Origin of the sequence: Exiguobacterium sp. ZWU0009 (assembly GCF_000798935.2) — a bacterium.
Lineage (GTDB): Bacteria > Bacillota > Bacilli > Exiguobacteriales > Exiguobacteriaceae > Exiguobacterium_A > Exiguobacterium_A acetylicum.
In genome coordinates this window covers 2086966-2111382 of sequence record NZ_CP018057.1, presented here as the reverse complement: position 1 = coordinate 2111382, position 24417 = coordinate 2086966, and the positions used below count along the sequence as shown (strand labels likewise).

General features: G+C 49.8%; 23 protein-coding genes and 1 other annotated feature (1 of these 24 only partly in view). Of the genes, 20 read left to right on the top strand and 3 right to left on the bottom strand.

Going from position 1 to position 24417, the window contains the following annotated elements:
- Positions 1–56, top strand: a binding site (T-box leader); it begins 185 nt to the left of the window's first position.
- A gap of 57 nt (positions 57–113) precedes the next feature.
- The 14 genes from ileS (at position 114) to L985_RS11075 (ending at position 16911) form a co-directional block, all read left to right on the top strand.
- On the top strand, positions 114–2849 hold the full coding sequence (gene ileS, locus L985_RS11140; protein WP_047393731.1) for an isoleucine--tRNA ligase: 2736 nt from the start codon (positions 114–116) through the stop codon (positions 2847–2849).
- A gap of 72 nt (positions 2850–2921) precedes the next feature.
- Positions 2922–3398, top strand: coding sequence for a signal peptidase II (gene lspA, locus L985_RS11135; RefSeq protein WP_029342131.1), 477 nt, complete (start codon positions 2922–2924; stop codon positions 3396–3398).
- Entirely contained in the window at positions 3395–4318 is a 924-nt protein-coding gene (locus tag L985_RS11130) for an RluA family pseudouridine synthase (protein ID WP_047393734.1), read from the top strand. The genes lspA and L985_RS11130 overlap by 4 nt, the downstream gene beginning before the upstream one ends.
- 248 nt (positions 4319–4566) lie before the next feature.
- Positions 4567–5097: a bifunctional pyr operon transcriptional regulator/uracil phosphoribosyltransferase PyrR gene (gene pyrR, locus L985_RS11125; protein WP_029342129.1), complete on the top strand. Its 531-nt coding sequence runs from the start codon at positions 4567–4569 to the stop codon at positions 5095–5097.
- Between the two features lie 51 nt (positions 5098–5148).
- Positions 5149–6462, top strand: coding sequence for a uracil-xanthine permease family protein (locus tag L985_RS11120; protein WP_029342128.1), 1314 nt, complete (start codon positions 5149–5151; stop codon positions 6460–6462).
- Between the two features lie 123 nt (positions 6463–6585).
- A complete protein-coding gene (locus L985_RS11115; RefSeq protein WP_029342127.1) occupies positions 6586–7521 on the top strand; it encodes an aspartate carbamoyltransferase catalytic subunit in 936 nt (311 codons plus the stop codon).
- Positions 7505–8776: a dihydroorotase gene (locus tag L985_RS11110; RefSeq protein WP_047393736.1), complete on the top strand. Its 1272-nt coding sequence runs from the start codon at positions 7505–7507 to the stop codon at positions 8774–8776. Before L985_RS11115 ends, L985_RS11110 begins: the two co-directional genes overlap by 17 nt.
- Complete coding sequence (locus L985_RS11105; protein WP_023468786.1) at positions 8769–9857, top strand: carbamoyl phosphate synthase small subunit; 1089 nt, start codon at positions 8769–8771, stop codon at positions 9855–9857. Before L985_RS11110 ends, L985_RS11105 begins: the two co-directional genes overlap by 8 nt.
- Positions 9850–13059, top strand: a complete 3210-nt coding sequence (gene carB / locus L985_RS11100; RefSeq protein WP_047393739.1) for a carbamoyl-phosphate synthase large subunit — start codon at positions 9850–9852, stop codon at positions 13057–13059. The genes L985_RS11105 and carB overlap by 8 nt, the downstream gene beginning before the upstream one ends.
- Complete coding sequence (locus tag L985_RS11095; protein WP_047393742.1) at positions 13056–13787, top strand: iron-sulfur cluster-binding protein; 732 nt, start codon at positions 13056–13058, stop codon at positions 13785–13787. The genes carB and L985_RS11095 overlap by 4 nt, the downstream gene beginning before the upstream one ends.
- A complete protein-coding gene (locus L985_RS11090) occupies positions 13784–14716 on the top strand; it encodes a dihydroorotate dehydrogenase (RefSeq protein ID WP_029342122.1) in 933 nt (310 codons plus the stop codon). Before L985_RS11095 ends, L985_RS11090 begins: the two co-directional genes overlap by 4 nt.
- Positions 14691–15392 (top strand): orotidine-5'-phosphate decarboxylase, encoded by a 702-nt coding sequence (gene pyrF / locus L985_RS11085; RefSeq protein WP_029342121.1) that lies wholly within the window; start codon positions 14691–14693, stop codon positions 15390–15392. Before L985_RS11090 ends, pyrF begins: the two co-directional genes overlap by 26 nt.
- Complete coding sequence (gene pyrE / locus L985_RS11080; RefSeq protein WP_371742151.1) at positions 15380–16021, top strand: orotate phosphoribosyltransferase; 642 nt, start codon at positions 15380–15382, stop codon at positions 16019–16021. Before pyrF ends, pyrE begins: the two co-directional genes overlap by 13 nt.
- Positions 16022–16101: 80 nt before the next feature.
- Positions 16102–16911 (top strand): GNAT family N-acetyltransferase, encoded by an 810-nt coding sequence (locus L985_RS11075; protein WP_047393747.1) that lies wholly within the window; start codon positions 16102–16104, stop codon positions 16909–16911.
- 108 nt (positions 16912–17019) lie between these two features.
- Here the strand turns inward: L985_RS11075 and L985_RS11070 are convergent, their stop codons facing one another.
- Positions 17020–17991, bottom strand: a complete 972-nt coding sequence (locus tag L985_RS11070; protein WP_047393750.1) for a zinc-binding dehydrogenase — start codon at positions 17989–17991, stop codon at positions 17020–17022.
- 2 nt (positions 17992–17993) lie between these two features.
- Complete coding sequence (locus L985_RS11065) at positions 17994–18485, bottom strand: lactoylglutathione lyase family protein (RefSeq protein ID WP_023468778.1); 492 nt, start codon at positions 18483–18485, stop codon at positions 17994–17996.
- A gap of 104 nt (positions 18486–18589) precedes the next feature.
- Here L985_RS11065 and L985_RS11060 point away from each other — a divergent pair, with 104 nt between their 5' ends.
- The 4 genes from L985_RS11060 to L985_RS11045 all read left to right on the top strand — a co-directional run bounded on the left by L985_RS11060 (position 18590) and on the right by L985_RS11045 (position 21629).
- Positions 18590–18904 (top strand): winged helix-turn-helix transcriptional regulator, encoded by a 315-nt coding sequence (locus L985_RS11060; RefSeq protein ID WP_023468777.1) that lies wholly within the window; start codon positions 18590–18592, stop codon positions 18902–18904.
- A 19-nt stretch (positions 18905–18923) separates the two neighbouring features.
- Positions 18924–19613, top strand: coding sequence for a metal-dependent hydrolase (locus tag L985_RS11055; protein ID WP_029342118.1), 690 nt, complete (start codon positions 18924–18926; stop codon positions 19611–19613).
- A 205-nt stretch (positions 19614–19818) separates the two neighbouring features.
- Positions 19819–20721 (top strand): DUF4097 family beta strand repeat-containing protein, encoded by a 903-nt coding sequence (locus L985_RS11050; RefSeq protein WP_047393754.1) that lies wholly within the window; start codon positions 19819–19821, stop codon positions 20719–20721.
- Positions 20718–21629: an FUSC family protein gene (locus L985_RS11045; protein WP_029342116.1), complete on the top strand. Its 912-nt coding sequence runs from the start codon at positions 20718–20720 to the stop codon at positions 21627–21629. Before L985_RS11050 ends, L985_RS11045 begins: the two co-directional genes overlap by 4 nt.
- A 63-nt stretch (positions 21630–21692) precedes the next feature.
- Here the strand turns inward: L985_RS11045 and L985_RS11040 are convergent, their stop codons facing one another.
- Positions 21693–23384, bottom strand: a complete 1692-nt coding sequence (locus L985_RS11040; protein ID WP_029342115.1) for an Rqc2 family fibronectin-binding protein — start codon at positions 23382–23384, stop codon at positions 21693–21695.
- Between the two features lie 168 nt (positions 23385–23552).
- Here L985_RS11040 and gmk point away from each other — a divergent pair, with 168 nt between their 5' ends.
- On the top strand, positions 23553–24170 hold the full coding sequence (gmk, locus tag L985_RS11035) for a guanylate kinase (protein ID WP_174316772.1): 618 nt from the start codon (positions 23553–23555) through the stop codon (positions 24168–24170).
- Position 24171: 1 nt separating this feature from the next.
- Positions 24172–24375, top strand: a complete 204-nt coding sequence (gene rpoZ, locus L985_RS11030) for a DNA-directed RNA polymerase subunit omega (protein ID WP_029342114.1) — start codon at positions 24172–24174, stop codon at positions 24373–24375.
- Positions 24376–24417 lie beyond the last annotated feature (42 nt).

Sequence of the window (24417 nt, the reverse complement as noted above, 5' to 3'; positions counted from 1 at the left end):
CTGATGAACAGGATTAGTAGGGTGGTACCGCGAGTTCAGCCAAGCTCGTCCCTATCTCAGGGATGAGCTTGGCTTTTTTTGTACTTTTAAAGCGAAAGGTGAGAGATGGTCAGATGGATTACAAAGAAACCTTATTGATGATGAAAACTGAGTTTTTAATGCGAGGCAATTTACCTAAACGTGAACCAGATATGCAAGCACGTTGGGAAGAAATGAACCTCTATGCTGCCGTACAGGAAAAGAACGCTGGGAAACCAACGTTCATCCTCCACGACGGTCCTCCGTATGCGAATGGTGATATCCATATGGGTCACGGATTAAACAAAGTCCTAAAAGACATCATCGTTCGTTATAAATCGATGAATGGATTCCAGTCTCCGTACGTACCAGGTTGGGACACACATGGATTACCAATCGAAACAGCACTTCAAAAAGCCGGCGTTGATCGTAAATCGATGACGGTCGCGGAATTCCGTGAATTATGTGCGAAATATGCGCTCGAACAAGTCGATCACCAACGCGAGCAATTCAAACGCCTCGGCGTACTCGGTGACTATGACAACCCATATATCACCCTGCAACCAGAATTTGAAGCAGCGCAAATTTGTTTATTCGGAGATATGGCGAACAAAGGCTATATCTATAAAGGGAAGAAGCCAGTCTATTGGTCACCGTCTTCTGAATCGGCACTAGCTGAAGCAGAAATCGAATATCAAGATAAACGATCAGCTGCCATCTATGTCGCGTTCCAAGTCATGGACGGAAAAAACATCTTAGAGCCGACGGATCATTTCGTCATCTGGACGACGACACCATGGACGATTCCAGCGAACCTTGGAATCTCTGTCAGTGCGGAATTGACGTATGCGCGGATCGAATATCAAGGAAAAGGCTATATCGTAGCGGAAACGCTCGTTCCTGAAGTCATCGAAGCACTCGGATGGGAAGATGCAACAGTCGGACGTGTCTTCAATGGTGCGGACTTCGAGTACATCAAGGCAAAACATCCGCTTTACGATCGTGAATCACTCGTCATGCTTGGCGATCACGTTACAGCAGAAGCGACAGGTGTCGTTCATACAGCTCCAGGTCACGGGGAAGATGACTTCCGCATCGGTCAAGCGTACGGTCTTGACGTCCTTTGCCCAGTTGACGATAAAGGAGTCATGACAGCGGAAGCTCCTGGATTTGAAGGCATGTTCTATGAGGATGCGAACAAAGAAATCGGTCTCGCCCTCGAAGAAGCAGGCGCTCTCTTAAAACTATCGTTCATCAAACACTCGTATCCACACGACTGGCGGACGAAAAAACCGGTCATCTTCCGGGCAACGCCACAGTGGTTCGCTTCAATCAAAGACTTCCGTGCGGAAATCCTTGATGAGATCAAAGGCGTCCAGTGGGTACCAGAGTGGGGCGAAACACGTCTTCACAACATGTTTAAAGACCGCGGCGACTGGGTCATCTCACGTCAACGCGCTTGGGGTGTACCACTTCCAATCTTCTACGCTGAAGACGGTACGGAAATCGTCACACCAGAAACGATTGATCATATCGCGAACTTGTTCGCAGCTCACGGATCAAACGTCTGGTATGAGCGCGAAGCGGTCGACTTGCTTCCTGAAGGATTCACACATCCAGCCAGTCCGAACGGTATCTTCAAAAAAGAAACGGACATCATGGATGTCTGGTTCGATTCTGGTTCATCACATGCCGGTGTCCTTGCGACACGTCCTGAATTGACGCGTCCGGCGGATCTCTATCTTGAAGGATCTGACCAATACCGCGGTTGGTTTAACTCTTCGTTATCGACAGCTGTCGCAACGACAGGGAAAGCACCATATAAAGCGGTCGTCAGTCACGGATTCGTCTTGGATGGTCAAGGTCGTAAGATGTCTAAATCGATCGGTAACACGATCGCACCGATCCAAGTCATGCAACAATTCGGAGCAGAGATTCTTCGCTTATGGGTCGCATCTGTTGATTATCAAGCCGATGTCCGGGCATCGATGGATAACTTCAAACAAGTCTCAGAGTCATACCGGAAAATCCGCAACACGGTTCGTTTCCTTCTTGGAAACTTGGATCAATTCGATCCTGCGGCGCATCGTGTCGCATTTGAAGACTTACCAGAGTCAGACCGTTTCATGCGGACGAAATTGGACCAACTTGTTGGAAAAGTAAAAGCGGCATATGATGCGTACGACTTCATGTCGGTCTATCAATTGCTCCACAACTTCTGCGTCCTTGATTTGTCGTCGTTCTACCTCGATTACACGAAAGATATCCTGTATATCGAAAAAGCAGACGCGACGTCGCGTCGTGCGGTTCAGACGGTCATGTATGATACAGTCGTCGCCTTGTTGCAATTGATGGCACCTGTCCTGCCACACACAGCAGACGAAGCATGGGAGTTCGTACCAGCTGTTGAGACGAAGAGTATCTTCTTGACGGACCTTCCGGAAACGGTCGAAGTCTCAGAAGAAGGACTTGCCCTCATCGAGAAATGGAACGCGTTCCTGACGTTCCGCGATGATGTTTTAAAAGCACTCGAGGAAGCACGCGTTGAGAAACTCGTCGGTAAGACACTCGAAGCGAAACTCTTACTTGCGCCGAAAGAAGAAACAAAAGCATTGCTCGGAACAATCGATCATCTTGAGCAGTTACTCCAAGTCTCACAACTCGAATTCGTGGAAACAGCGGATAAGACGTATGAGACGACCGGCATCACGGTTCAAAAAGCTGACGGTGAAAAATGTGAACGTTGTTGGACATATTCGACGGAACTCGGACAAGATCCGGCTCATCCGACGCTTTGCCCACGTTGTACTGAAGTCGTCAATTCTTTATAATGATACAAAGGGAGGGGCGACTGCGACTTCGCAGGACGTCCCTCATTATTTTTGGATGCGGAGGACAATAGGATGTGGCTTTACTTAGGGATTGCTGCTTTACTCGTTGGAATCGACCAGTTAACGAAATGGATCGTCGTTCAAAACATGACGATCGGTCAAGCGATCACGGTCATTCCGGATTTCTTTTATCTCAACTCGTATCGGAATCGAGGCGCTGCGTGGGGAATGCTCGAAGGTAAATTCGGCTTTTTCTTCATCGTTACGGTCGTCGTCGTCATTGGATTGATTTACTTCCTCTACAAGGAAGGCACGAAAAATAAGGTATTTGCTTGGAGCATCGCGTTATTGCTCAGTGGTGCAATCGGAAATTTCATTGATCGAATGGCACGAGGAGAAGTCGTTGATTTCTTCCACTTCTTCCCGTTCGGCTATAATTTTCCGATCTTTAATGTCGCAGACGTCTGTTTGACGTTTGGGGTCATCGCGATGCTGATCAGCGTCATGTTCGAAGAACGGTTGACTAAGAAAGGAACGATGGATAAATGAATGAAGTAGAAACATGGTCCGTGCAAGCGGATGGAGCGACAGGGCGCATTGATAAATGGCTCGCAGAACAAAACGATTGGTCGCGTTCGCAAGTACAGGAATGGTTGAAAGCGGGACGTGTCGAAGTCGATGGTCGTGTTGTCAAACCGAACTATAAATTATCGGGAACGGAATCGATTGTCGTTCATATCCCGGAAGCGGTGGAGCTCGAGATCTTACCGGAAGACATCCCACTTGATGTCGTTTATGAGGACTCGGACGTCATCGTCGTCAACAAACCAAAAGGGATGGTCGTTCACCCGGCGGCAGGTCATGTCTCAGGAACGCTCGTCAACGCCTTATTACACCACTGTCAAGATCTCTCAGGCATCAATGGCGTCAAACGTCCAGGAATCGTTCACCGGATCGATAAGGATACGTCAGGTCTCTTGATGGTCGCTAAGAACGACTTAGCGCATGAATCGCTCGCGCATCAATTAAAAGAGAAGACGACAGAACGTCTTTACATCGCGCTCGTACACGGTGAAATCCCGCACGAACTCGGAACAATCGAAGCACCAATCGGACGCGATAAGAACGACCGTCAACGGATGACGGTAACGGATAAGAATTCAAAGTCTGCCGTAACCCATTTCCGTGTGCTTGATCGGTACGAAGGCTTTACGGTCGTTGAATGTAAACTTGAAACAGGACGGACACACCAAATCCGTGTCCATATGCGTTATATCGGTTTCCCGCTTGCAGGTGACCCGAAATATGGTCCACGCAAGACGATGAAAATGAACGGTCAAGCCTTGCATGCTGCGGTTCTCGGTTTCGAACATCCACGCACAGGCGAGTGGATGCGGTTTGAAGCACCACTCCCAGAAGAGATGACATTTGAAATCGGTCAATTGAAAAAACTTGAATTAGAGTCTTGACGTTTTTCTAATAAAACGGTAGAGTATCACCTAGAGAGCGATGCGAGACATCCTCTACTGACACTTCGGTCGTCCGAGCGACGATCCTACCAAACCAATATCACCTTTAATCGAGTCCGGAGAGGCTGCGAAAGGGAGAACCTACCACGATTGTGTGTAGGCATGCATACAATACGTATGCCATGATTCTGTCTTCGATGACCTTCTGCGGATTCCCGCAGAAGGTCTTTTGTATGAAAGGAGAAACTATGAAACCAGCCGTCATCTTAGATGAAGCCGCGATTGGACGTGCACTGACACGGATCGCCCATGAAATCATCGAACGAAACAAAGGGATTCATGATTTGATGATCGTCGGAATCAAGACGCGTGGCGAGACACTCGCTCGTCGCCTTGCGAAGCGAATCGAACAAATCGAAGGAAAACCGGTCTTACTCGGTGTCGTCGACATCTCGATGTACCGGGATGACTTGTCGAAACGAAGTTTAGAACCAGAAATCAAAGGTTCTGATTTACCGGAAGACATCACCGGGAAAATCGTCGTCCTCGTTGACGATGTCCTCTACACAGGACGCACCGTTCGCGCCGCGATGGACGCGCTCGTCGACCACGGAAGACCAAGTATGATTCAACTCGCTGTCCTCGTCGACCGCGGACATCGGGAGTTACCGATTCGACCAGATTTCATCGGTAAGAACGTCCCGACATCCCGTGAGGAACAAGTCGTCGTCGCGCTTTCTGAAGTCGATGAAGCCGATCAAGTATTCATTAAACGCTAAAATTCAAAACCTTTAAGGTGGTCCAGAGAGACCAGAAAGGGAGTCATCCATATGGCAAAACATGCCGCAGTACTTGATGTACAAGAAGTACCTACTCACCCTCTAAACTGGCTGATGCTCAGCCTGCAACACGTCTTCGCGATGTTTGGTGCGACCGTGCTCGTCCCGCTCTTAACGGGACTCAACACATCGGTCGCGCTCGTCGCAAGCGGAGTCGGCACACTGATTTTCCTCGCCGTTACCCGCTTCAAAGTACCCACATATCTTGGTTCGAGTTTTGCCTACATTGCCCCGATCATTGCCGTCAGTGAACGGTGGGGTGTCGAGGATGCCTTAATCGGCGGAATGGTCGCTGGACTCGTTTACGGACTTGTCTCACTCCTCATCCGCTACACGGGAGCTGCTTGGTTGCTTCGCTTACTCCCGCCGGTTGTCATCGGACCGGTCATCATGGTCATCGGTTTATCGCTCGCCCCGACCGCTGTCAACATGGCGATGAACGGAGCGGACGGTAAGTACAACGGACTGTACTTCCTCGTCGCGATGGTCACACTCGGTGTCACACTCCTTGCGATGACGTACTTAAAAGGAATGTGGAGCACGATTCCGATCCTGTTCGGGATCACGGTTGGTTATCTCGTTGCGGCATCGGTCGGAATCATTGACTTCACACCACTGCAACAAGCCACGTTCTTCCACGTGCCGGACTTCACGATTCCGTTCCTGAGTTACACACCATCGTGGAATACAGCAGCCTTGCTACTGATCGTTCCCGTGACGCTCGTCACACTGACGGAACACATCGGCGAACAAAAAGTGACATCACGCATCATCGGGCGCGAGACGCTCCTTGATCCAGGGATGCACCGGACCGTACTTGGCGACGGGATTGCGAAGACAGTCGCTTCGATGCTCGGTGGACCACCAGTTACGACCTACGGTGAAAACAACGGTGTCATGTCAATCACTCGCGTCTATAGTGTCTTTGTCCTAGGTGGTGCGGCGGTTCTTGCGATCAGTTTCGGTTTCCTCGGATATGTCGAAGGGTTCATCAAGACGATTCCGACACCAGTCATGGGCGGGATCAGTATCCTCTTATTCGGAGTCATCGCGTCAAACGGTCTCCGGACGCTGACGGAAAGTAAGATTGATCTTGCCGATAAACGAAACTTGACGATTACAGCCGTCATTCTCGTCACGGGTATCGGAGGCGCAGCGCTCAAAATCGGCAACTTCTCTCTCGAAGGGATGGCACTGGCGACGATTCTTGGGATCATCCTGAATCTAGTCCTTCCGAAAACGACAGAGCAGGTCGAAGAAACAACGGAAACCTCTACAACTCAATCCGTAGCTAACAACTTTTAAGACGTTCCGAGAGAACGATAAAGTGAGGGCCATGAAAAGATGCAGGGAATCACTCTGCCTTCTTTCGGCGCACCTTCACTTAGAAGGTGCGCCTTTTTCATGACCTGAAAAGGAGTGAATGATATGAAGACGATCCTAAAAAACCGGCATTTCGTCAATTTAGAAAGCTTATCCACGACAGAGATCAATTCTTTGATTGAGCGCAGTCTCGCTTTTAAACGGGGCGAGCCAGCACCAGATTTTTCCGATAAGACACTCGTCAATCTGTTCTTTGAAAACTCGACCCGGACACGCTCTTCCTTTGAGATGGCAGAGCATCGCCTGAACATGTATCTACTACCGTTCGAAACCGCGACTTCCTCCGTACAAAAAGGGGAGACGTTACTCGATACGTGCAAGACGCTTGAAGCAATCGGCGCAGATGGGTTGGTCATTCGTCACGGGGCGACCGGCTATTACGAAGAACTACTAGCAACGCTCGATATTCCGATCATCAATGCGGGAGACGGGAGCGGTCAACATCCGTCCCAGTCCTTACTCGATCTGATGACGATGGTCGAGACGTACGGAACGGTCGAAGGAAAAGTCGTCGTCATCTGTGGGGACTTACAACATAGTCGCGTCGCCCGGTCGAATGCGGATATCTTAAAGCGACTCGGTGCCATCGTCTATGGATCAGGACCAGTTGAGTGGTACGATCCGGCGATGGGGATTCCACATCTTTCGATGGATGAAGCCGTCGAACAGTGCGACATCTTGATGTTACTGCGTGTCCAGCACGAACGGCATGACGGGACGACTCGATTTGATCCAGCAGACTATCACGCGACGTATGGATTAACGCATGAGCGGATGAACCGTCTGAAGAATTCCGCAATCGTGCTTCATCCGGCACCGGTCAATCGAGGAGTCGAGATTGCCGACGAACTGGTTGAACATCCGCGATCACGGATCTTTGAACAGATGAAAAACGGTGTCTTTGCCCGCATGGCGATTCTAGAATGGTGCTTTTCAACGAAATCAATCAAAGGAGACGATGAAGATGATAACACGAATTGAGAATGCAAGATGGTTCGAGGCGGGACAAGTTCGGACGGGGGATATTCGAATCGATGACGGGAAAATTACGGATTTAGCAGCAACACCACAAGCTGGAGAAACGGTCATTGATGCATCCGGCTTATTCGTTGCACCAGGATTCGTCGACATCCATGTCCATCTACGGGAACCGGGTGGCGAACATAAGGAAACGATTGCGACCGGCACAGCAGCGGCGGCAGCGGGAGGATTCACGACGATTTGTCCGATGCCGAACACGCGTCCTGTACCGGACGATCGCCAAACACTCGATGCCTTGTTCCGAAAGATTGAAGAAACGGCATCCGTCCGGGTTTTGCCTTACGCGGCGATTTCAAAAAATCAACTCGGACAAGAACTCGTCGCGTTCGACCAACTAACAGATGCTGTTGCGTTCACGGATGACGGTGTCGGTGTCCAGACGGCAGCAGTCATGCGGACAGCGATGCAACAAGCGGCACGGCTCGGGAAAACGATCGTTGCCCACTGCGAAGATGATTCATTAAAAGCAGGGTGTGTGCACGAGGGGAACTATAGTCGACGGGAAGGACTACAAGGTATTCCATCGCTTGCTGAGAGTATCCACATCGCCCGGGATGTCCTGATCGCCGAAGAGACTGGCTGCCATTACCATGTTTGTCACGTTTCGACGAAAGAATCGGTCCGTGTCATCCGTGATGCGAAACGAGCCGGGATCCGGGTGACGGCAGAAGTCACACCACACCATCTCGTGTTGATCGATGAAGACATACCGAATCAGGATCCGAACTTTAAAATGAATCCTCCCCTGCGGAGTGAAGCGGATCGCCAAGCATTGCTCGAGGGGCTAGCGGACGGAACGATTGATTGCATCGCGACCGATCATGCTCCTCATGCGGCAGAAGAGAAGGCACTCGGTATCGAACGCGCCCCGTTCGGCATCACAGGGTTTGAGACGGCCTTCCCATTGCTCTATACGAAACTCGTCGCTGAAGGTGAGATGACACTTGAAGCACTGATTCGGAATTTGACAGACAAGGCAGCAGCGATCTTTGAACTTCCTTACGGCAAACTCGAAGTGGGGGCGGAAGCAGATTTGGTTCTGCTTGATTTAGAAACAGAGCGGACCATATCACCGGAACGATTCCGCTCAAAAGGTAAGAACACACCGTTCGCAGGAGAACGGTTAAAAGGATTCCCGGTCATGACGCTCGTCAAGGGAGAAATCGTATTCAAGGAGGACACAGCACATGCGTAAACGGACACTGATACTAGAGGATGGGATGACGTTTGAAGGAACAGCGTTTGGCTCGGATACGACAACAACAGGAGAAGTCGTCTTTCAGACCGGAATGACAGGGTATCAAGAAATGTTATCGGATCCATCTTACTGCGATCAGATGATCGTGTTGACGAATCCGTTGATCGGAAACTACGGGATTAACCGAGAAGATTATGAAACGACGCGTCCACTCGCTAAAGCATTGATCGTACGTGAACATTGTCAGACACCGTCGAACTTCCGGAGTGAGATGTCCCTCGATGCAGCACTCCAAGATCTCGACATCCCAGGATTAAGTGGAATCGATACGCGTCAACTGACACGACATATCCGTTCGAAAGGCGTCATGCGCGGACGACTTGTTGATGGTGAGTTCGATTTAGCAGCAGAACTGGTTCATCTTCAAAACGCCCCCATCGAGACGGATCAAGTCAAACGGGCCTCGACGGAACGAGCGTACATCATTCCGGGAGCTGGACCGCGTATCGTTCTCGTCGATTTCGGTGCAAAACTCGGAATCGTCCGCGAACTCGTCAAACGCGGCTGTGAAGTCGTCGTCGTGCCCTACGACGTCAGTGCAACGGAAGTCTTACGCTATCGTCCGGACGGTGTAATGCTATCGAACGGACCAGGGAATCCAAAGGATGTCCCAACGGCGATTCCGATGATTCAAGAATTGACGGGAAAAGTCGTCATCTTCGGCATCTGTCTCGGTCATCAGTTGATTGCACTAGCGCACGGGGCGGATACGTTCAAGCTCCCATTCGGTCATCGCGGGGCGAATCATCCAGTCCAAGATATCCGGACAGGTCGCGTCGATATCACGTCGCAAAACCACGGGTATGCCGTCGACGAACAGTCATTACGCGATACCGTGCTTGAAGTGACGCATCTTGCGATCAACGACGGAACGGTCGAAGGCATCCGTCATACGACAGCAGCGGTCTTCTCCGTCCAGTACCATCCGGAAGCATCACCTGGTCCGATGGATGCGAACGGTCTATTCCAACAGTTTTTAGAAGAAATCACGAAACAACAGGAGGTCTCTCATGCCTAAACGTCAAGATATCCAGAAAATTCTCGTTATCGGGTCCGGTCCTATCGTGATCGGACAAGCAGCTGAATTCGACTACGCTGGAACACAAGCGTGTCAAGCCTTGAAGGAAGAAGGATATGGAGTCATCCTCGTCAACTCGAACCCAGCAACGATCATGACGGATCCAACGGTCGCTGATCGTGTCTACATCGAGCCCCTCCAAGCAGAGTTCGTCTCACGGATCATCCGTAAGGAACGTCCGGATGCCTTGCTTGCGACACTCGGGGGTCAAACGGGTCTGAACTTGGCTGTCGAACTGGATCGTCTCGGTGTCCTTGCTGAGTATGGTGTCGAGTTACTCGGTACGAAATTGTCAGCAATCGAAGAGGCAGAAGATCGTGATTTGTTCCGTCAACTGATGTTCAAACGCGGGCATGGTGTACCGGATAGTGAAATCGTGCATACGCTCGAAGAGGCACAACAATTCCGGCAACAGATCGGTTTACCAATCATCATCCGTCCGGCGTATACGCTTGGAGGAACGGGCGGCGGAATCGCCAACACACCAGAAGAGTTCACGCGAATCGTCGAAGGGGGACTCAAGGCAAGTCCGGCAACACAAGTACTTCTAGAAAAATCAATTGCCGGGATGAAGGAAGTCGAGTTCGAAGTCATGCGCGATGCGACGAATCAGGCGATCATCGTCTGTGCGATGGAAAACTTCGATCCCGTCGGTGTTCATACTGGAGACTCGATCGTCTTCGCTCCGACACAAACGCTATCGGATCGCGATTATCAATTGCTACGAAACGTCTCGCTCGATATCATTCGTGCACTCGGGATTGAGGGTGGATGTAACATCCAGTTCGCACTGGATCCGACGAGCTTCGACTACTATGTCATCGAAGTCAATCCACGTGTCTCACGCTCGTCTGCACTCGCGTCAAAAGCAACGGGTTACCCAATCGCAAAACTGGCTGCGAAAATTGCCGTCGGGTATGCCTTATCCGAATTAAAGAACCCGATCACCGAGACAAGTTTTGCTTCCTTTGAACCGGCACTCGATTATGTTGTCGCCAAGATTCCGCGCTGGCCGTTCGATAAATTCGAAACGGCAGATCGGACACTCGGCACACAGATGAAAGCAACTGGTGAGGTCATGGCAATGGGACGGACGATGGAAGAGGCATTACTGAAAGCCGTTCGTTCACTCGAGATTGGTACAGCGGATTTGTATATGCCACGCTTCATCGAAATGGCAGATGATGCCTTACAACAAGCGATTCGCCAAGCGACGGACGATCGACTCTTCGCCTTGTACGCGGGCTTCGTCCGCGGTTACAGCGTCGAACAGATTCATGACTGGACGGCGATTGATCGCCTGTTCCTAGAGAAGTTGCACCATATTTGGCAGCTCGAGCAATCGGTCGCAGCTGGTTTGACACCTGAACTGCTCCTGCATGTGAAGCGGTATGGATTCAGTGACCCGATGCTCGCCCGAATCACCGGACGAACGGAAACGGAAATTCGCCGGATGCGTGAAGCACAAGCGATTCATCCGGTCTATAAGATGGTCGATACGTGTGCGGCAGAGTTCGCGTCCGATACGCCTTACTACTACGGAACATACGAACGTGAAAATGAAGCGATCGCGACGAACCGTTCTTCGATTCTCGTCTTAGGATCAGGTCCGATCCGGATTGGTCAAGGAGTCGAGTTCGATTATGCGACAGTCCATTCGATTCAAGCGATTCGACAAGCCGGATACGAAGCAATCATCGTCAACAACAATCCAGAAACGGTGTCGACCGACTTCTCGATTTCCGATCGGCTTTACTTTGAACCATTGACGACAGAGGATGTGCTAGAAGTCATCCGAAACGAACGTCCACTCGGTGTTATCGTCCAGTTCGGTGGACAGACAGCGATCAACTTAGCCGAGTCATTAGCAGCAGAAGGTGTAAAAATCCTCGGGACATCGCTTGAGGATCTTGACCGAGCTGAGGACCGGAAGCAGTTCGAAGCAGCGTTGACGGCGCTCGACATTCCACAGCCTCCAGGTCAAACGGCCGTCACGGTCGAAGAAGCGGTCACGGCAGCGGCGTCACTCGGTTACCCAGTCCTCGTTCGTCCATCGTATGTCCTCGGCGGTCGGGCAATGGAAATCGTCTATGCTCAAGAAGAACTCGAACATTACATGAAACACGCGGTCATCGCCTCACCGGAACGACCGGTCCTCGTCGACCGCTACCTGACAGGAATCGAACTCGAAGTCGACGCGATCTGTGACGGAACGGATGTCGTCATTCCAGGCATCATGGAGCATATCGAACGTGCCGGTGTTCACTCGGGTGACTCGATCGGTGTCTATCCGCCACAACGTGTGTCCCAAGACATCAAGGATCGGATCGTCGACTACACGACACGGATCGCGAAAGCATTCGGCATCAAAGGCTTACTCAACATCCAGTTCGTCTACGCGGACGGCGCCCTCTATGTCCTTGAAGTTAATCCGCGTGCCAGCCGGACGGTGCCATTCATCTCGAAAGTGACGGGACTTCCGGTCGCGCGTCTCGCAACGGACATCATTCTCGGTGAGACACTCGCTTCTTATGGGTTAACTAGTGGTGTACTACCGGAAGAACCACTCGTCTCGGTCAAAGTACCGGTCTTCTCATTTGCGAAGCTTAAAGAAGTTGATCCGACACTCGGACCGGAGATGAAATCAACCGGTGAAGTCATCGGAACGGACCGGACGCTTGAAAAAGCGCTCTATAAAGGGTTGCTCGCATCAGGGATGGCAATTCCAGAGCACGGTCGTGTCCTCTTGACGGTCGCAGATCCAGATAAAGCAGAAATGACGGATCTTGCACGACGCTTTGCCTCACTGGGATTCACGCTACTTGCAACGGAAGGAACGGCAGCCTACTTGACGGAACAAGGATTACCGGTCCAGACGGTCGGCAAAATCGACTCGTCTTCCGAATCGATGCTCGACGTGATTGAAAAAGGAGAAATCGAATATGTCATCAATACGATGAGTCGGGACTCACAAGTCACAAAAGACGGCTTCATCATTCGCCGGGCAGCAGCCGAGAATCAAGTCGTCTGTCTGACATCACTCGATACAGCGGAAGCAATTCTACGTGTCATCGAAAGTCGCTCGTTTGAAGCCAGTGCAATCCAAGCCTTCACACATGAAAAGAAAGTGGTGATCCAATGAAGCAACTCTTGACGGTCGTCTCTCGACGAACGGTAGCTCAAGGTGCGACAGAACTCGTCTGTCGCCTCGAGCAACCTCAGGACATCGCGCCAGGGCGATTCATGCATCTGCGCGTCGGTCCACTCTTACGCCGACCGATCTCGATTGCCCGGGTCGATCGTGACTTGATCACGTTTCTCTTTAAAGAAATCGGACAAGGAACAGCAGAACTGGCTTCTTTGCGTCCGGATGATACGATCGATGCCCTCGGACCGCTTGGAAACGGGTTTCCGATTGCTGCTATCCATCCCGCTCAACGCGTCGTCCTCGTTGGTGGTGGGATCGGTGTCCCGCCGCTGTATGAGACGATGCGCCAACTTGTCGCCCGGGGCGTGACATGTGAAGCGATTCTAGGATTTGATACGGCAACAAGTGTTTTTTACGAAGCGGAATTCCAAGCACTCGGTAAGACGACGGTTACGACCGTCGATGGAACGCATGGCACGACAGGATTCGTCACGGCAGCCTTACGTCCAGAAAGCTACGACGTCCTACTCGCCTGCGGACCGGAACCGATGTTAAAGTCACTACAGCAACAACCGATCGAGCATAAGTATCTGTCGATTGAAAATCGGATGGGATGCGGCATTGGAGCATGCTTTGCCTGTGTCTGTAAAACACCGACGGGCGGGTACGTTAAGACGTGTTCCGATGGTCCGGTCTTTCGGGCAGAGGAGGTCGTATTATGACGGAACGATTGCGTGTCGAATTACCGGGACTTTCTTTAAAAAATCCGATCATGCCAGCATCCGGATGTTTTGGATTCGGTGAGGAATATGCGAAGTTGTATGATTTATCAGAGCTTGGGGCGATCATGATTAAAGCAGCGACGGGGGAAGAACGCTACGGAAACCCGACGCCGCGTGTCGCAGAGAGTGGCATGGGGATGTTGAATGCGATCGGTCTCCAAAACCCAGGTGTCGATGGCATCCTAACGAATAAATTGCCTTTCCTCGAGACGTTCGATACGGCAATTATTGCCAATGTCGCAGGTTCGACACCGGAAGAATATGAGCTCGTCGCGGAGAAAATGAGTCGGCATCCTGGCATTCATGCACTGGAATTAAATATTTCCTGTCCGAACGTCAAATCGGGTGGGATTCAATTTGGGACGGATCCGTTGCTTGCTGCTGAGTTGACACGACGTGTGAAACGGGTCTCGACTAAACCGGTTTACGTCAAACTATCACCGAACGTCACCTCGATCGTCGAGATGGCTCGTGCCGTCGAGAACGCTGGTGCAGATGGTCTGACGATGATCAATACACTCGTTGGGATGCGAATCGATGTCCGGACGGGGCAGCCAATCCTTGCCAATCGGATTGGTGGATTATCTGGTCCGTCAATCAAACCAGTCGCGATTCGGATGATTCATGATGTTGCACAAGTCGTCTCGATCCCGATCATCGGCATGGGTGGCGTGATGGAGGTCGATGACGTCTTGGAAATGATTTACGCTGGGGCTTCGGCTGTTGCCGTCGGTACTGCAAACTTCGTCAATCCATACATCTGTCAAGAATTGATTCAGCAGTTACCGGAACGCATGGACGAACTGGGTATCGATCATATTTTAGACATTAGGGGGAAAGCATATGAATCAACTTTACATCGCGCTTGATTTTCCGACCGAAGCAGAAGTCTTTTCGTTTCTCGAACGGTTCGAAACGACACGACCGGCCGTAAAAGTCGGGATGGAATTGTTTTATGCAGCAGGCGGAACGTTCGTCCGTAAACTCGTCGAGCGTGGACATGCGGTATTCCTCGATGTCAAAGTCCACGACATTCCAGAAACGGCGCGCCGGACGATGCGTATCATCGGACAGCTAGGCGTCGATCTGACGAACGTCCATGTTGCCGGTGGGAGAGAGATGATGATCGCGGCGCGAGAAGGACTGCGTGAGACGAACGCCGAGACACAACTGATTGGCGTGACTCAGTTGACATCGACGGATGAAGCGATGTTACGCGATTTAAAGATTGAAGGAGCGATGCCGACTGTCGTTCGTGAGTATGCGCAACTCGCAGAAGCAGCGGGACTAGATGGTATCGTTTGTTCAGCACTCGATCTTCCGGAATTAGTTCCAGCCTGTCGAGCAGATTTTCGGTTCGTCACACCCGGCATTCGTCCGACGAACAGTCAAGCGGATGATCAAAAGCGTGTCGCGACCGTTCTTGACGCTCGTCAAAATGGAGCGTCGGATTTAGTGATCGGTCGTCCGATTACACGTGCTGAACATCCCGAACAGGTCTATCAGATGTTACTTGAACAATGGAAGGGGCAATTCTCATGGTAAATCCAATCGCTAGTGCGTTACTCCGTATTGAAGCCGTCACCTTATCGCCAAACGATCCATACACATGGGCGAGTGGACTTCGTTCACCAATCTATTGTGATAATCGTTTGACGCTCTCGTACCCGGAAGTTCGTTCGTTGATTGCGGATGCACTCGCAGAGAAAGTGAAGCGACTTGCAGTCGATGTGATTGCGGGAACCGCGACGGCAGGTATTCCACACGCAGCATTCGTCGCGGAACGATTAGGATTACCGATGGTCTACGTACGTAGTGGCAACAAGAAACACGGTAAAGGGAATCAAATCGAAGGTGTCATTCAGCCTGGACAACGTGTCGTCGTCATCGAAGATTTATTATCGACCGGGATGTCTGCGATCGAGGCAGCGGAAGCCTTGCAAGCGAAAGGGGCAGATGTCGTTCGCATTCAAGCGATCTTCTCATACGGGATGGAGCGCTTGTCAAACAATCTCCGCGACGCAAAAATTGAATCGGATGCATTACTGACGTTTGAAGCGTTACTCGAAACGGCGCAACAACAAGGCGATATTACTATAGAAGAGCAAAAACAGTTGGCGGATTGGTCGAAAGATCCAGTTGCTTGGAGTGAACGTTTTACAGCGAACGTTTAAAATCGATAGATTCCGTCGGACGACCTACGATTTCTCGTGTGAGATTTGGTACACTAGAAAAATAAAGGAGGTCGTCGACTATGGTGACGCATTATCGTGATTATGAACAGTTCAAAAAGGTCGTCCTCCCGTTTTTGCTTGAACGTCCGGATACCGATCAGTTGATTCTTGGCATATTAGAACGTGGGGATGAACCGCTCTTGATGGCAACGGCACAAGAAGGCGATCATCGTCTCGTCATATTGCAAACGATACCCGAGCAAGCCATCGTCGCTGGGGATGTGTTCTCGCAAGAAGGGATCCGAAAGCTTGCGCGAATTCTGGACAGTCCAGGATTCGTCGGAGAACAGGTCATCTTAGCACCGCTTTTACTTCCACATTCCATGTATGAGGTACATATGGAACAGGGGATGTATGCACTGACGAAGGTCAAGATGCCAGATGTTCCGGAAAACGTCGTCTTCCGACCGATTTCGGACGATGAAAGACAACAAGCCTTAGCGTTTGCGTCCGGATTTTTATATGAAGTCGAACCGCGTCCTTCCGAGCGACAGCTTGCACAACTCCATCAGTCGATGACGCGCCACATCCATCAAGGAAGCTTGTTCGGACTGTTTAGTGGAGATATGCTTGTCGCAATGGCGGCAGCGACGCGTCCGACACAAACTGGGATTACGATTTCTTACGTCTATACGCCGAAAGAACTGCGTGGAAATGGGTATGCCTCTTATCTCGTCGCCAAACTATCTGAACATCTACTACAGTCTTATCCGGTCGTGACGCTCTATACCGATTGGTCGAACCAGACAGCGAATAAGATCTATCAGCATGTCGGTTTCGAGTTGGTCGGACGATCCTTACATATCAAGAAACAAGAGCGCTATCGGTGAATATCGAGCCGCCTGTATCTTGGACATGGCTAGACATTGATATGTACAAAAACAGCCGATCATCCTTTTATAAAATAGGATGATCGGCTGTTTCATGTCAAAATGAAATTAATTGAATGTAGCAATGATTTTACCACGGACGTGGCGTTCAGATAGACGTTGCAATCCTTTGACGATGTCTGCTGCTGGAATCTCTTCCGTGACGAGTGGATCGAGTTCTTTTGTTGCGACGAGTTTTAATAACTCGCTTGCCATATGACCGAGGTTTCGGATGGCGCGGTCATTTTCGCTGGCATAAGCAGCCGCGAGTGCCACTTCATGGATTGATGGAGAGAGCGTGAACGGTTTGACGACTGACTGATCAGGACCACCGGCGATGAAGGCAAGTTGTCCTGAGAAAGCAAGACGTCCGAGATCTGCTGTTGCTTCGTCACGACCGACTGTATTGAAAATCAAGTCAGCGCCGCGACCGTTCGTCCAGTCTCGAATGACATCCGTGACATTTTCTTTTTTATAGTCAATGGCAAGATCGGCACCGAGTCGCTTGACCCACTCGTGGTTTTCCGTCGAAGCAGTCGTTGCGACCGAAAGACCAAGGCGTTTCGCGAGTTGAATGCCGATGCCACCAACACCACCTGCACCAGCATGAATGAGGATCGTCTCTTTTCCTGTCGTGTTCATCTTTTGGACGATAGCTTCATAAGCTGTCATACCTGCGCAAAGAATCGCAGCGGCTTCAGCGAATGAGACGTCTTCCGGAATCAGGGCGAGGGCACGTGTATCGACGAGCGCATATTCAGCAAAAGCACCATCGCGTTGCAGGTTCGTATGAATCGCTACACGATCCCCGACTTTTACTTCTGCGCCTGGTCCGATTTGTTCGACGACACCGGCTAGGTCAACGCCCGGAATATGCGGGAACGTCCAAGCTGGATTGTTGGTCGCTTTATAATCGACGGGATTCAACGCGACGGTCTTGACGCGAATCAAAGCTTGTCCTTCTCCTGGCGTTGGCGTTTCGACCTCTTCGAATGTCCATTGATCAATGGCTGTACCTGAGTGATTTAACCATGCTTTCATGTTTAATACGCTCCTTCCGAATACGTGAGTTCATACGAGTGAGAGTAGATTTCGACGAGGTTACCGAATGGATCCTCACAGTAGACCATCCGATACGGCTTGTCTCCAGGGTAGTATTCGCGGATCGGCATCCGTTGTTTGCCGCCGTGGGCGACGATTTTTTCGACGAGTCCTTCGACGTCTGGGTCTTGGATCGCATAATGGAAGATCCCTGTTTTCCAGAATTCGAAATTGTTCTCGGGTTGTTCATTGTTCGGGAACTCGAACAACTCGATTCCGATACGGTCACCTGTCGCCATGTGAGCAATCCGGAATTTGTTCCATCCTGCACCAAAGACATCCGTACACATGACACCGATGGCAGAATCATCTTCGAGGACATCAGATGGTTCCATGATGATATACCAGCCCATCACCTCTTGATAAAAACGGACGGCTTCGTCGAGATTCGGTACAGAAAGACCGATGTGCGAAAAATTACGTGGATACGTCATGCTTAACACTCCTTTTGCAAAATGATTTACGCATACTCTAACTTACGCTACACTCGATTGCATAGTACGCACTTTGAAGTAACTACTCTGGAGGAGAGAACAACATGTCGACAGAACAATTTCCGGTCAATCGGGCGCTCGCCATCATCGGCGGAAAATGGCGTCCACAATTATATTGCACGTTAGAGAACGGTCCGAAACGTTTTTTAGAGTTACAACGTGCCATTCCCGGGATTTCTCGGAAAGTCTTGACTGATCAGTTAAAAGAACTCGAACGTCTCGGAATGATTGAGCGGATTGAGTATGATGAAGCCGTCTTACACGTCGAATACAAATTGACAGAAGCGGCATTTACACTGCAACCAGCCATGAAAGGTTTATGCGCATGGGGGGAAGGGAATCAATTATCCGAATCCTAATCGAGAGGCAGTGAACTAGATGAAGCTAACTTATCATGGACAGTCAACAGTAACGATTGAAACGAATGGTCACCATCTCGTCATCGATCCATTCTTTAGCGGTAATGAAAAAGCGACGACGAATCCAGATGACGTCAAGGCAGATTTTATTTTGCTAACCCATGCCCATGCCGATCATATGCTTGATGCAGAGCGAATCGCGAAAGCCACGGGAGCAACAATCATTGCTACTCATGAACTGGCGACGTATCTAAGTTTCAAAGGGCTCAACGTTCATCCGATGAATCTCGGCGGACAGTTTGAATTTTCGTTTGGTAAGGTGAAGATGACACAGGCATTCCACTCGTCGAGCATCATCGATGAGGAAAAACAGACGATTACGTATATGGGGATGCCGGCTGGATTCTTGCTGACGATCGAAGGGAAAGAAATCTATCATGCAGGCGATACGGCACTGTTCGGGGATTTAGCCCTTTATGGCGCCCATCACGAAATCGATTTAGCCTTCTTACCGATCGGTGATAACTTCACGATGGGTCCGGATGATGCGTTGATCGCTGCAGATATGTTGCAAGCGAAAGCAGTCGTACCGATCCACTACGATACATTTGATTTAATCAAACAAGATGCCAACGCATTCTGTGAAAAGATTGAAGCGCAAGGTCAAACGGGTCATCCACTCGCAATCGGCGAGTCACTCGAATTATAATCCGTTCTTAAGCAAAGGAGAGGAAACGTCAATGTTCCTCTCCTTTTTGTCGATTATTCTTCTGGAATGTCAGTGGTTCATCCGATGACGCTTCCTTCTTCCGCCCGATGGCGAAACGGTGAACTTCTTCTATGATAAGAAGGGGGCTGTTGACAGCCGATTCAGATATTCGGAATAATGGTAGACATGAGATGGAGGGGCTGACATGGAAGAGCATAATAGTAGGAGTGTGCGGAAACGAAAACAATCGTCGTTCACACGCTTGAAAAATAAACAAAAACAAAAGATGGATGCACGGTTGAATCAGATTGGAGAAAAAGGGCCAGTGAAGCGACCGCTTTATTTATACGGTGGTGTCATTCTCGGACTTGTCCTCATCTATTCGATCACATTGCTCGTCTCAACGGAATTGTTATCGCGCGGCGAAACATTCAAAACGACGAATCGCTATAAATCTCTCGCCATCGAGGCGCCGCACGCAACGGTACAATTCGTTCGAAGCACAGACGGAAACGTCCAAATCAAACTCGTCGATAGTGCGTCGAGTGGAAAACGACTGAAAATCAGTACATCGACGAATACGGTGACGGTGACAGGACGAGATGGTTGGCTGTCTCGACTTGGCAATCGTCCGAGCGAAAAAACAGCAGACTACACGATTCAAGTGGGATTACCAAGTTATATGAACCGTGTCGATGTCGATGCCGGTACACTGAAAGGAATGGGCATCTACGCAAAAACGATCGAGATGGACGGAGAAGCGATGAGTCTCGATAAAGTAAAAGGTGATGAGATTACACTGAATGCAACACGTGCGATTACCGTCAAGGAAATGGATGCCGTCCATGCGCAGGTGACAGGCGAGAGTGTCTCTCTATCAGACTACATGGCGAAGTTGAGTCTCGACGTCACAACGATTGACGGCGCGACAAAGCTAAAACCAAACAAAGCAGCCGGTACGATTACGATTGACACGGGAGGCGATGTTAAAGCCTCTGACCGATATACAAAACAAAAGAATAAGGATGAGACGATTTATGAACTGTCGAAACAAGAAAAACCGGAAGTGACAGTCAATAGTGAAGTCGGGCAGGTGACGCTCGAGTGAAATTAAAGTTTCGGATTGGACTTCGGACGATCAAGACCGGTATCGCGGTAGCTCTTGCCCTAAGCATCTCTTGGTATGTCTTCGGTATTTATTCAGGCATGGGAGCCGTCGCGGCAATCGTTGCGATGCAACCGACGATTCATCGGTCGTTCAAAATCGTCTTCAATCGGATTTTCGGAACGGTACTTGGACTGATGTGTGGACTCGCCATCGTTGCGACACTTGGCGCCAATCCACTGACGATCGGACTCGCCGTCGTTGTCTCGCTCGTCCTCAATTCGATGATTGGACGAACGGATATGTCGACGTTCGCCGCTTTTGCAATTGTGTTGATGTTCGAGAGCCCGACCGCCGACTACGTCCACTATGCCTTATCACGGTCGTTGCTGACTGTCGTTGGGGTATTATCTGCTGTCCTCGTCAATTACATCGTCTTCCCACCACATTATGAAGACCGCTTACTGTTACTCGTCAAAAAAACGACGCAACAGTTGATGGAAGATTGGCGCAGCCTTGTGCAAGATGATGGACGCTTGCTTACTGTCCGTAAACAAATTCTCAAGCATGAGGAAATGATGTTGATGCTCCAAGAAGATCAAAAATATCCACTAGTGGCGAGCGGTCAAAGTGAAGCGTTCATTCGACTGAAGGAGCTTGTCGATCTTGAAGACAAGTTGCTCGTCTTGCTTGAAAGCATTGCCAGTCATCGGGATATCCCGATGACAGAAGAACAGGAAAAGACGCTCGGTCAGGAAATTGATTTCTTACTCAGCCATCATTACGATGTCATCTTCTCCCACGAACGAAAACAAGCGATGTTCTCATTCGATCAAGAATTAAGCGAGGCGAAGGATATCATCCATGGGCATTTGCTCGATTACCGGGAACAGTTAGAAAAAATGAAGTAACGATGAAAAAGCGCTGTTTCTCCTAAGTAATATTTAGGAAAAACAGCGCTTTTTTGTGTAGCGTCATTGACGTAAGGATTGGACGACATCTGGATCAGGTGTGACGTAAAGAGTCGTTTGATCCGTATAGATGACGAATCCGGGTTTTGCACCACTCGGTTTTTTGACATAACGTAGTTCCGTGAAGTCGACCGGGACTTGGCTCGACTCACGTGCTTTCGAGAAATAAGCCGCGACAATCGCTGCTTCCTTCAACGTCGTCTCGTCAGGTGTATCACTTTGAATGATGACGTGCGATCCCGGGATATCCTTCGTGTGTAGCCACGTATCGGACCGTCGACCGAACTTGAACGTCGCGTAATCATTTTGTTTATTGTTCTTTCCGACGAAGAATGGAAGACCAGTCGAAGAACGGTATGCTTCGAGTTGTGGGAGCTGTGGTTTCTTTTTCTTCTTTTGTCGTTCGCGCAGATAACCTTCTTCGACGAGTTCCTCGCGCATTTCCCGAATGTCTTCCGGGGACGCGACGTCGAGCTGTGCAAGCAAACCTTCAAAATATGCAATCTCAGCTTGGTTCTTCTCGAGCTGACGCGCGACTTCGACTTTGGCGGTTTTTAATTTGTTATACCGTTTGTAGTAACGTTGCGCGTTCTCATTCGGTGAAAAGCGAGGGTCGAGCGAAATCGTGATCTCAGCGCCGTCTGGGTCATAGTAATCGACGACTGTCGCTTCCTTCATCCCACGTTCGAGCTGATACAGATAGGTCGTCAGTAATTCCCCTTTATGTTTCCACTCATCCATCCGTAGCGTCGCTTCTAAATCTTTTTCGAGTTTCGAGCGTTTTAGAATATTTTTATCATATTCACTCTTGATGAACCGTTCGAGATCAGCTGCTTGTTGTTTGACGCGATCGCGGTTCGCTTTTTGATGGAAGAAGGCATCGAGGACTTGACCACTCGTCTCGAACATCTTTTCATCGATGATGGATCCTTCCGTTAAGCGGACGGGGGCGAAGCGTTCCTTACCACCCTCCATCCGTTGTAAGACATAAGGACCATCGAGTTCCTTCAGGACATCTTGAAAAGCAGATGCAAGATTTGTCCGGTTGGCAAGACCTGCCCGTGTCACGATCTCTTTTGCGATTTGCGGGGATAGACCACTGAACAGACCAAGTAACTGGCGATCGAGTTTCCCGGCGTTCCAGTCGATCCGGTGAAGCGCCTTTTCGATATCTCCTGTAAGCGGATCAACTTTATCCTGTGCTGGTGGAAGTTGATAAGTCATGCCCGGCATGATCGTCCGGAAGGTATTTTGACTGAGGGGCAAGTGTTTGATCGCATCGAGAATCTTATCTTGTCCATCGGTCAAAATGATGTTCGAGTGACGTCCCATCAACTCGACATAGATTTTTTTCGCTTCCTCATCACCGAGTTCGTTCCGTGACCGGACGCGTAAGACGATGATCCGGTCGCGTTCGAGTTGTTCGATTGATTCGATGAATCCGCCTTCGACATGTTTGCGGAGCATCATGCAGAAGAGTGGGGGTTCACTCGGGTTGCTGACTGCTTCCGACGTAATGTGCATCCGTGCATACATGGCATTCGCAGAGGCGAGCAATAGTACGTTTTTTCGCTCGGCCCGGACCTGGAATACTAAATCCAATGTGTAAGGTTGGTATACCTTGTTGATCCGTCCTCCGACGAGCGGTTGGAGTTCTTCGACGACACGTGTCGTCATCAATCCGTCAAAAGCCATACGATTACCTTCTTTCTTGATTTCGTTCTCACTTTCTAAAGGTAACAGAAATGGCATCGTTATGGTATGATAAAGCAGTCGAGCTAAAAAAGATGACTTGCGAACTTCCCGTCTCTACTGCTAATATGAAACAATGTGAAGTTTGTGAGATGGAGGGGTTTTGAAGTGATTTTCAAAGAGCGTGGCTTATTACTCGTATTATCTGGTCCAAGTGGTGTCGGAAAGGGAACGGTCTGTCGTGCCTTGCGCGAAGATCAGGATAATGATCTGCATTACTCGGTATCCTGTACGACGCGCCAACCGCGCGAAGGAGAAGTAGATGGTGTTCACTATTTCTTTAAATCGCGTGAAGAATTCGAAGAGATGATTGCGAACAATCAACTCTTGGAATATGCTGAATTCGTAGGGAATTATTATGGAACACCTGTCGAGTGGGTGAACCAGATCCTAGATGAAGGAAAAGATGTCATTCTCGAAATCGAAGTTCAAGGGGCCATGCAGGTCAAAGAACATTTTCCGGAAGCTGTCTTCTTATTCCTTGCACCTCCAAGCCTCCAAGAATTGCGGAACCGCCTCGTAGGGCGTGGAACGGAATCGGAGGAAGTCATCAAGCAACGTCTTCTCGTCGCTAAGGAAGAGATCGAGATGATGGATGCGTATGACTATGTCGTGACGAACGACGAAATTCATAAAGCCTGTGATCGAATTCAAGCGATCGTCACAGCGGAACATTGCAGTCGGGAACGTGTCGCGTCCCTATATAAAAAAGCCATGGAGGTTAAGTGATATGTTATATCCATCAGTTGATAAGCTTCAAAAGAAAGTACCGTCGAAATATACGATCGTTACAGTTGCCGCTAAGCGTGCACGTCAAATCCAAGACGGGAAACGCGTGAAAGTCACGAACCCAAAATCGCATAAACCGGTCGGGAAAGCTTTAGAAGAGCTTTATTTCGAAGAAGTATCCGTCACGAACCAACCGCAAGACTAATTTTGAAGCAGCCACTTGTCATCGTGGCTGTTTTTTTCAATA

Excerpts from the sequence above, each read along its gene's own strand:
- L985_RS11040 (WP_029342115.1), bottom strand. The coding sequence starts at position 23,384 with ATGGCTTTTGACGGATTGATGACGACACGTGTCGTCGAAGAACTCCAA.
- lspA (WP_029342131.1), top strand. The coding sequence starts at position 2,922 with ATGTGGCTTTACTTAGGGATTGCTGCTTTACTCGTTGGAATCGACCAG.
- L985_RS11115 (WP_029342127.1), top strand. The coding sequence starts at position 6,586 with ATGAAGACGATCCTAAAAAACCGGCATTTCGTCAATTTAGAAAGCTTA.
- rpoZ (WP_029342114.1), top strand. The coding sequence starts at position 24,172 with ATGTTATATCCATCAGTTGATAAGCTTCAAAAGAAAGTACCGTCGAAA.
- ileS (WP_047393731.1), top strand. The coding sequence starts at position 114 with ATGGATTACAAAGAAACCTTATTGATGATGAAAACTGAGTTTTTAATG.
- L985_RS11075 (WP_047393747.1), top strand. The coding sequence starts at position 16,102 with ATGGTGACGCATTATCGTGATTATGAACAGTTCAAAAAGGTCGTCCTC.
- L985_RS11065 (WP_023468778.1), bottom strand. The coding sequence starts at position 18,485 with ATGACGTATCCACGTAATTTTTCGCACATCGGTCTTTCTGTACCGAAT.
- L985_RS11090 (WP_029342122.1), top strand. The coding sequence starts at position 13,784 with ATGACGGAACGATTGCGTGTCGAATTACCGGGACTTTCTTTAAAAAAT.
- L985_RS11105 (WP_023468786.1), top strand. The coding sequence starts at position 8,769 with ATGCGTAAACGGACACTGATACTAGAGGATGGGATGACGTTTGAAGGA.
- pyrF (WP_029342121.1), top strand. The coding sequence starts at position 14,691 with ATGAATCAACTTTACATCGCGCTTGATTTTCCGACCGAAGCAGAAGTC.
- L985_RS11070 (WP_047393750.1), bottom strand. The coding sequence starts at position 17,991 with ATGAAAGCATGGTTAAATCACTCAGGTACAGCCATTGATCAATGGACA.
- L985_RS11050 (WP_047393754.1), top strand. The coding sequence starts at position 19,819 with ATGGAAGAGCATAATAGTAGGAGTGTGCGGAAACGAAAACAATCGTCG.
- carB (WP_047393739.1), top strand. The coding sequence starts at position 9,850 with ATGCCTAAACGTCAAGATATCCAGAAAATTCTCGTTATCGGGTCCGGT.
- L985_RS11110 (WP_047393736.1), top strand. The coding sequence starts at position 7,505 with ATGATAACACGAATTGAGAATGCAAGATGGTTCGAGGCGGGACAAGTT.
- L985_RS11130 (WP_047393734.1), top strand. The coding sequence starts at position 3,395 with ATGAATGAAGTAGAAACATGGTCCGTGCAAGCGGATGGAGCGACAGGG.
- L985_RS11055 (WP_029342118.1), top strand. The coding sequence starts at position 18,924 with ATGAAGCTAACTTATCATGGACAGTCAACAGTAACGATTGAAACGAAT.
- L985_RS11120 (WP_029342128.1), top strand. The coding sequence starts at position 5,149 with ATGGCAAAACATGCCGCAGTACTTGATGTACAAGAAGTACCTACTCAC.
- pyrR (WP_029342129.1), top strand. The coding sequence starts at position 4,567 with ATGAAACCAGCCGTCATCTTAGATGAAGCCGCGATTGGACGTGCACTG.
- L985_RS11095 (WP_047393742.1), top strand. The coding sequence starts at position 13,056 with ATGAAGCAACTCTTGACGGTCGTCTCTCGACGAACGGTAGCTCAAGGT.
- L985_RS11060 (WP_023468777.1), top strand. The coding sequence starts at position 18,590 with ATGTCGACAGAACAATTTCCGGTCAATCGGGCGCTCGCCATCATCGGC.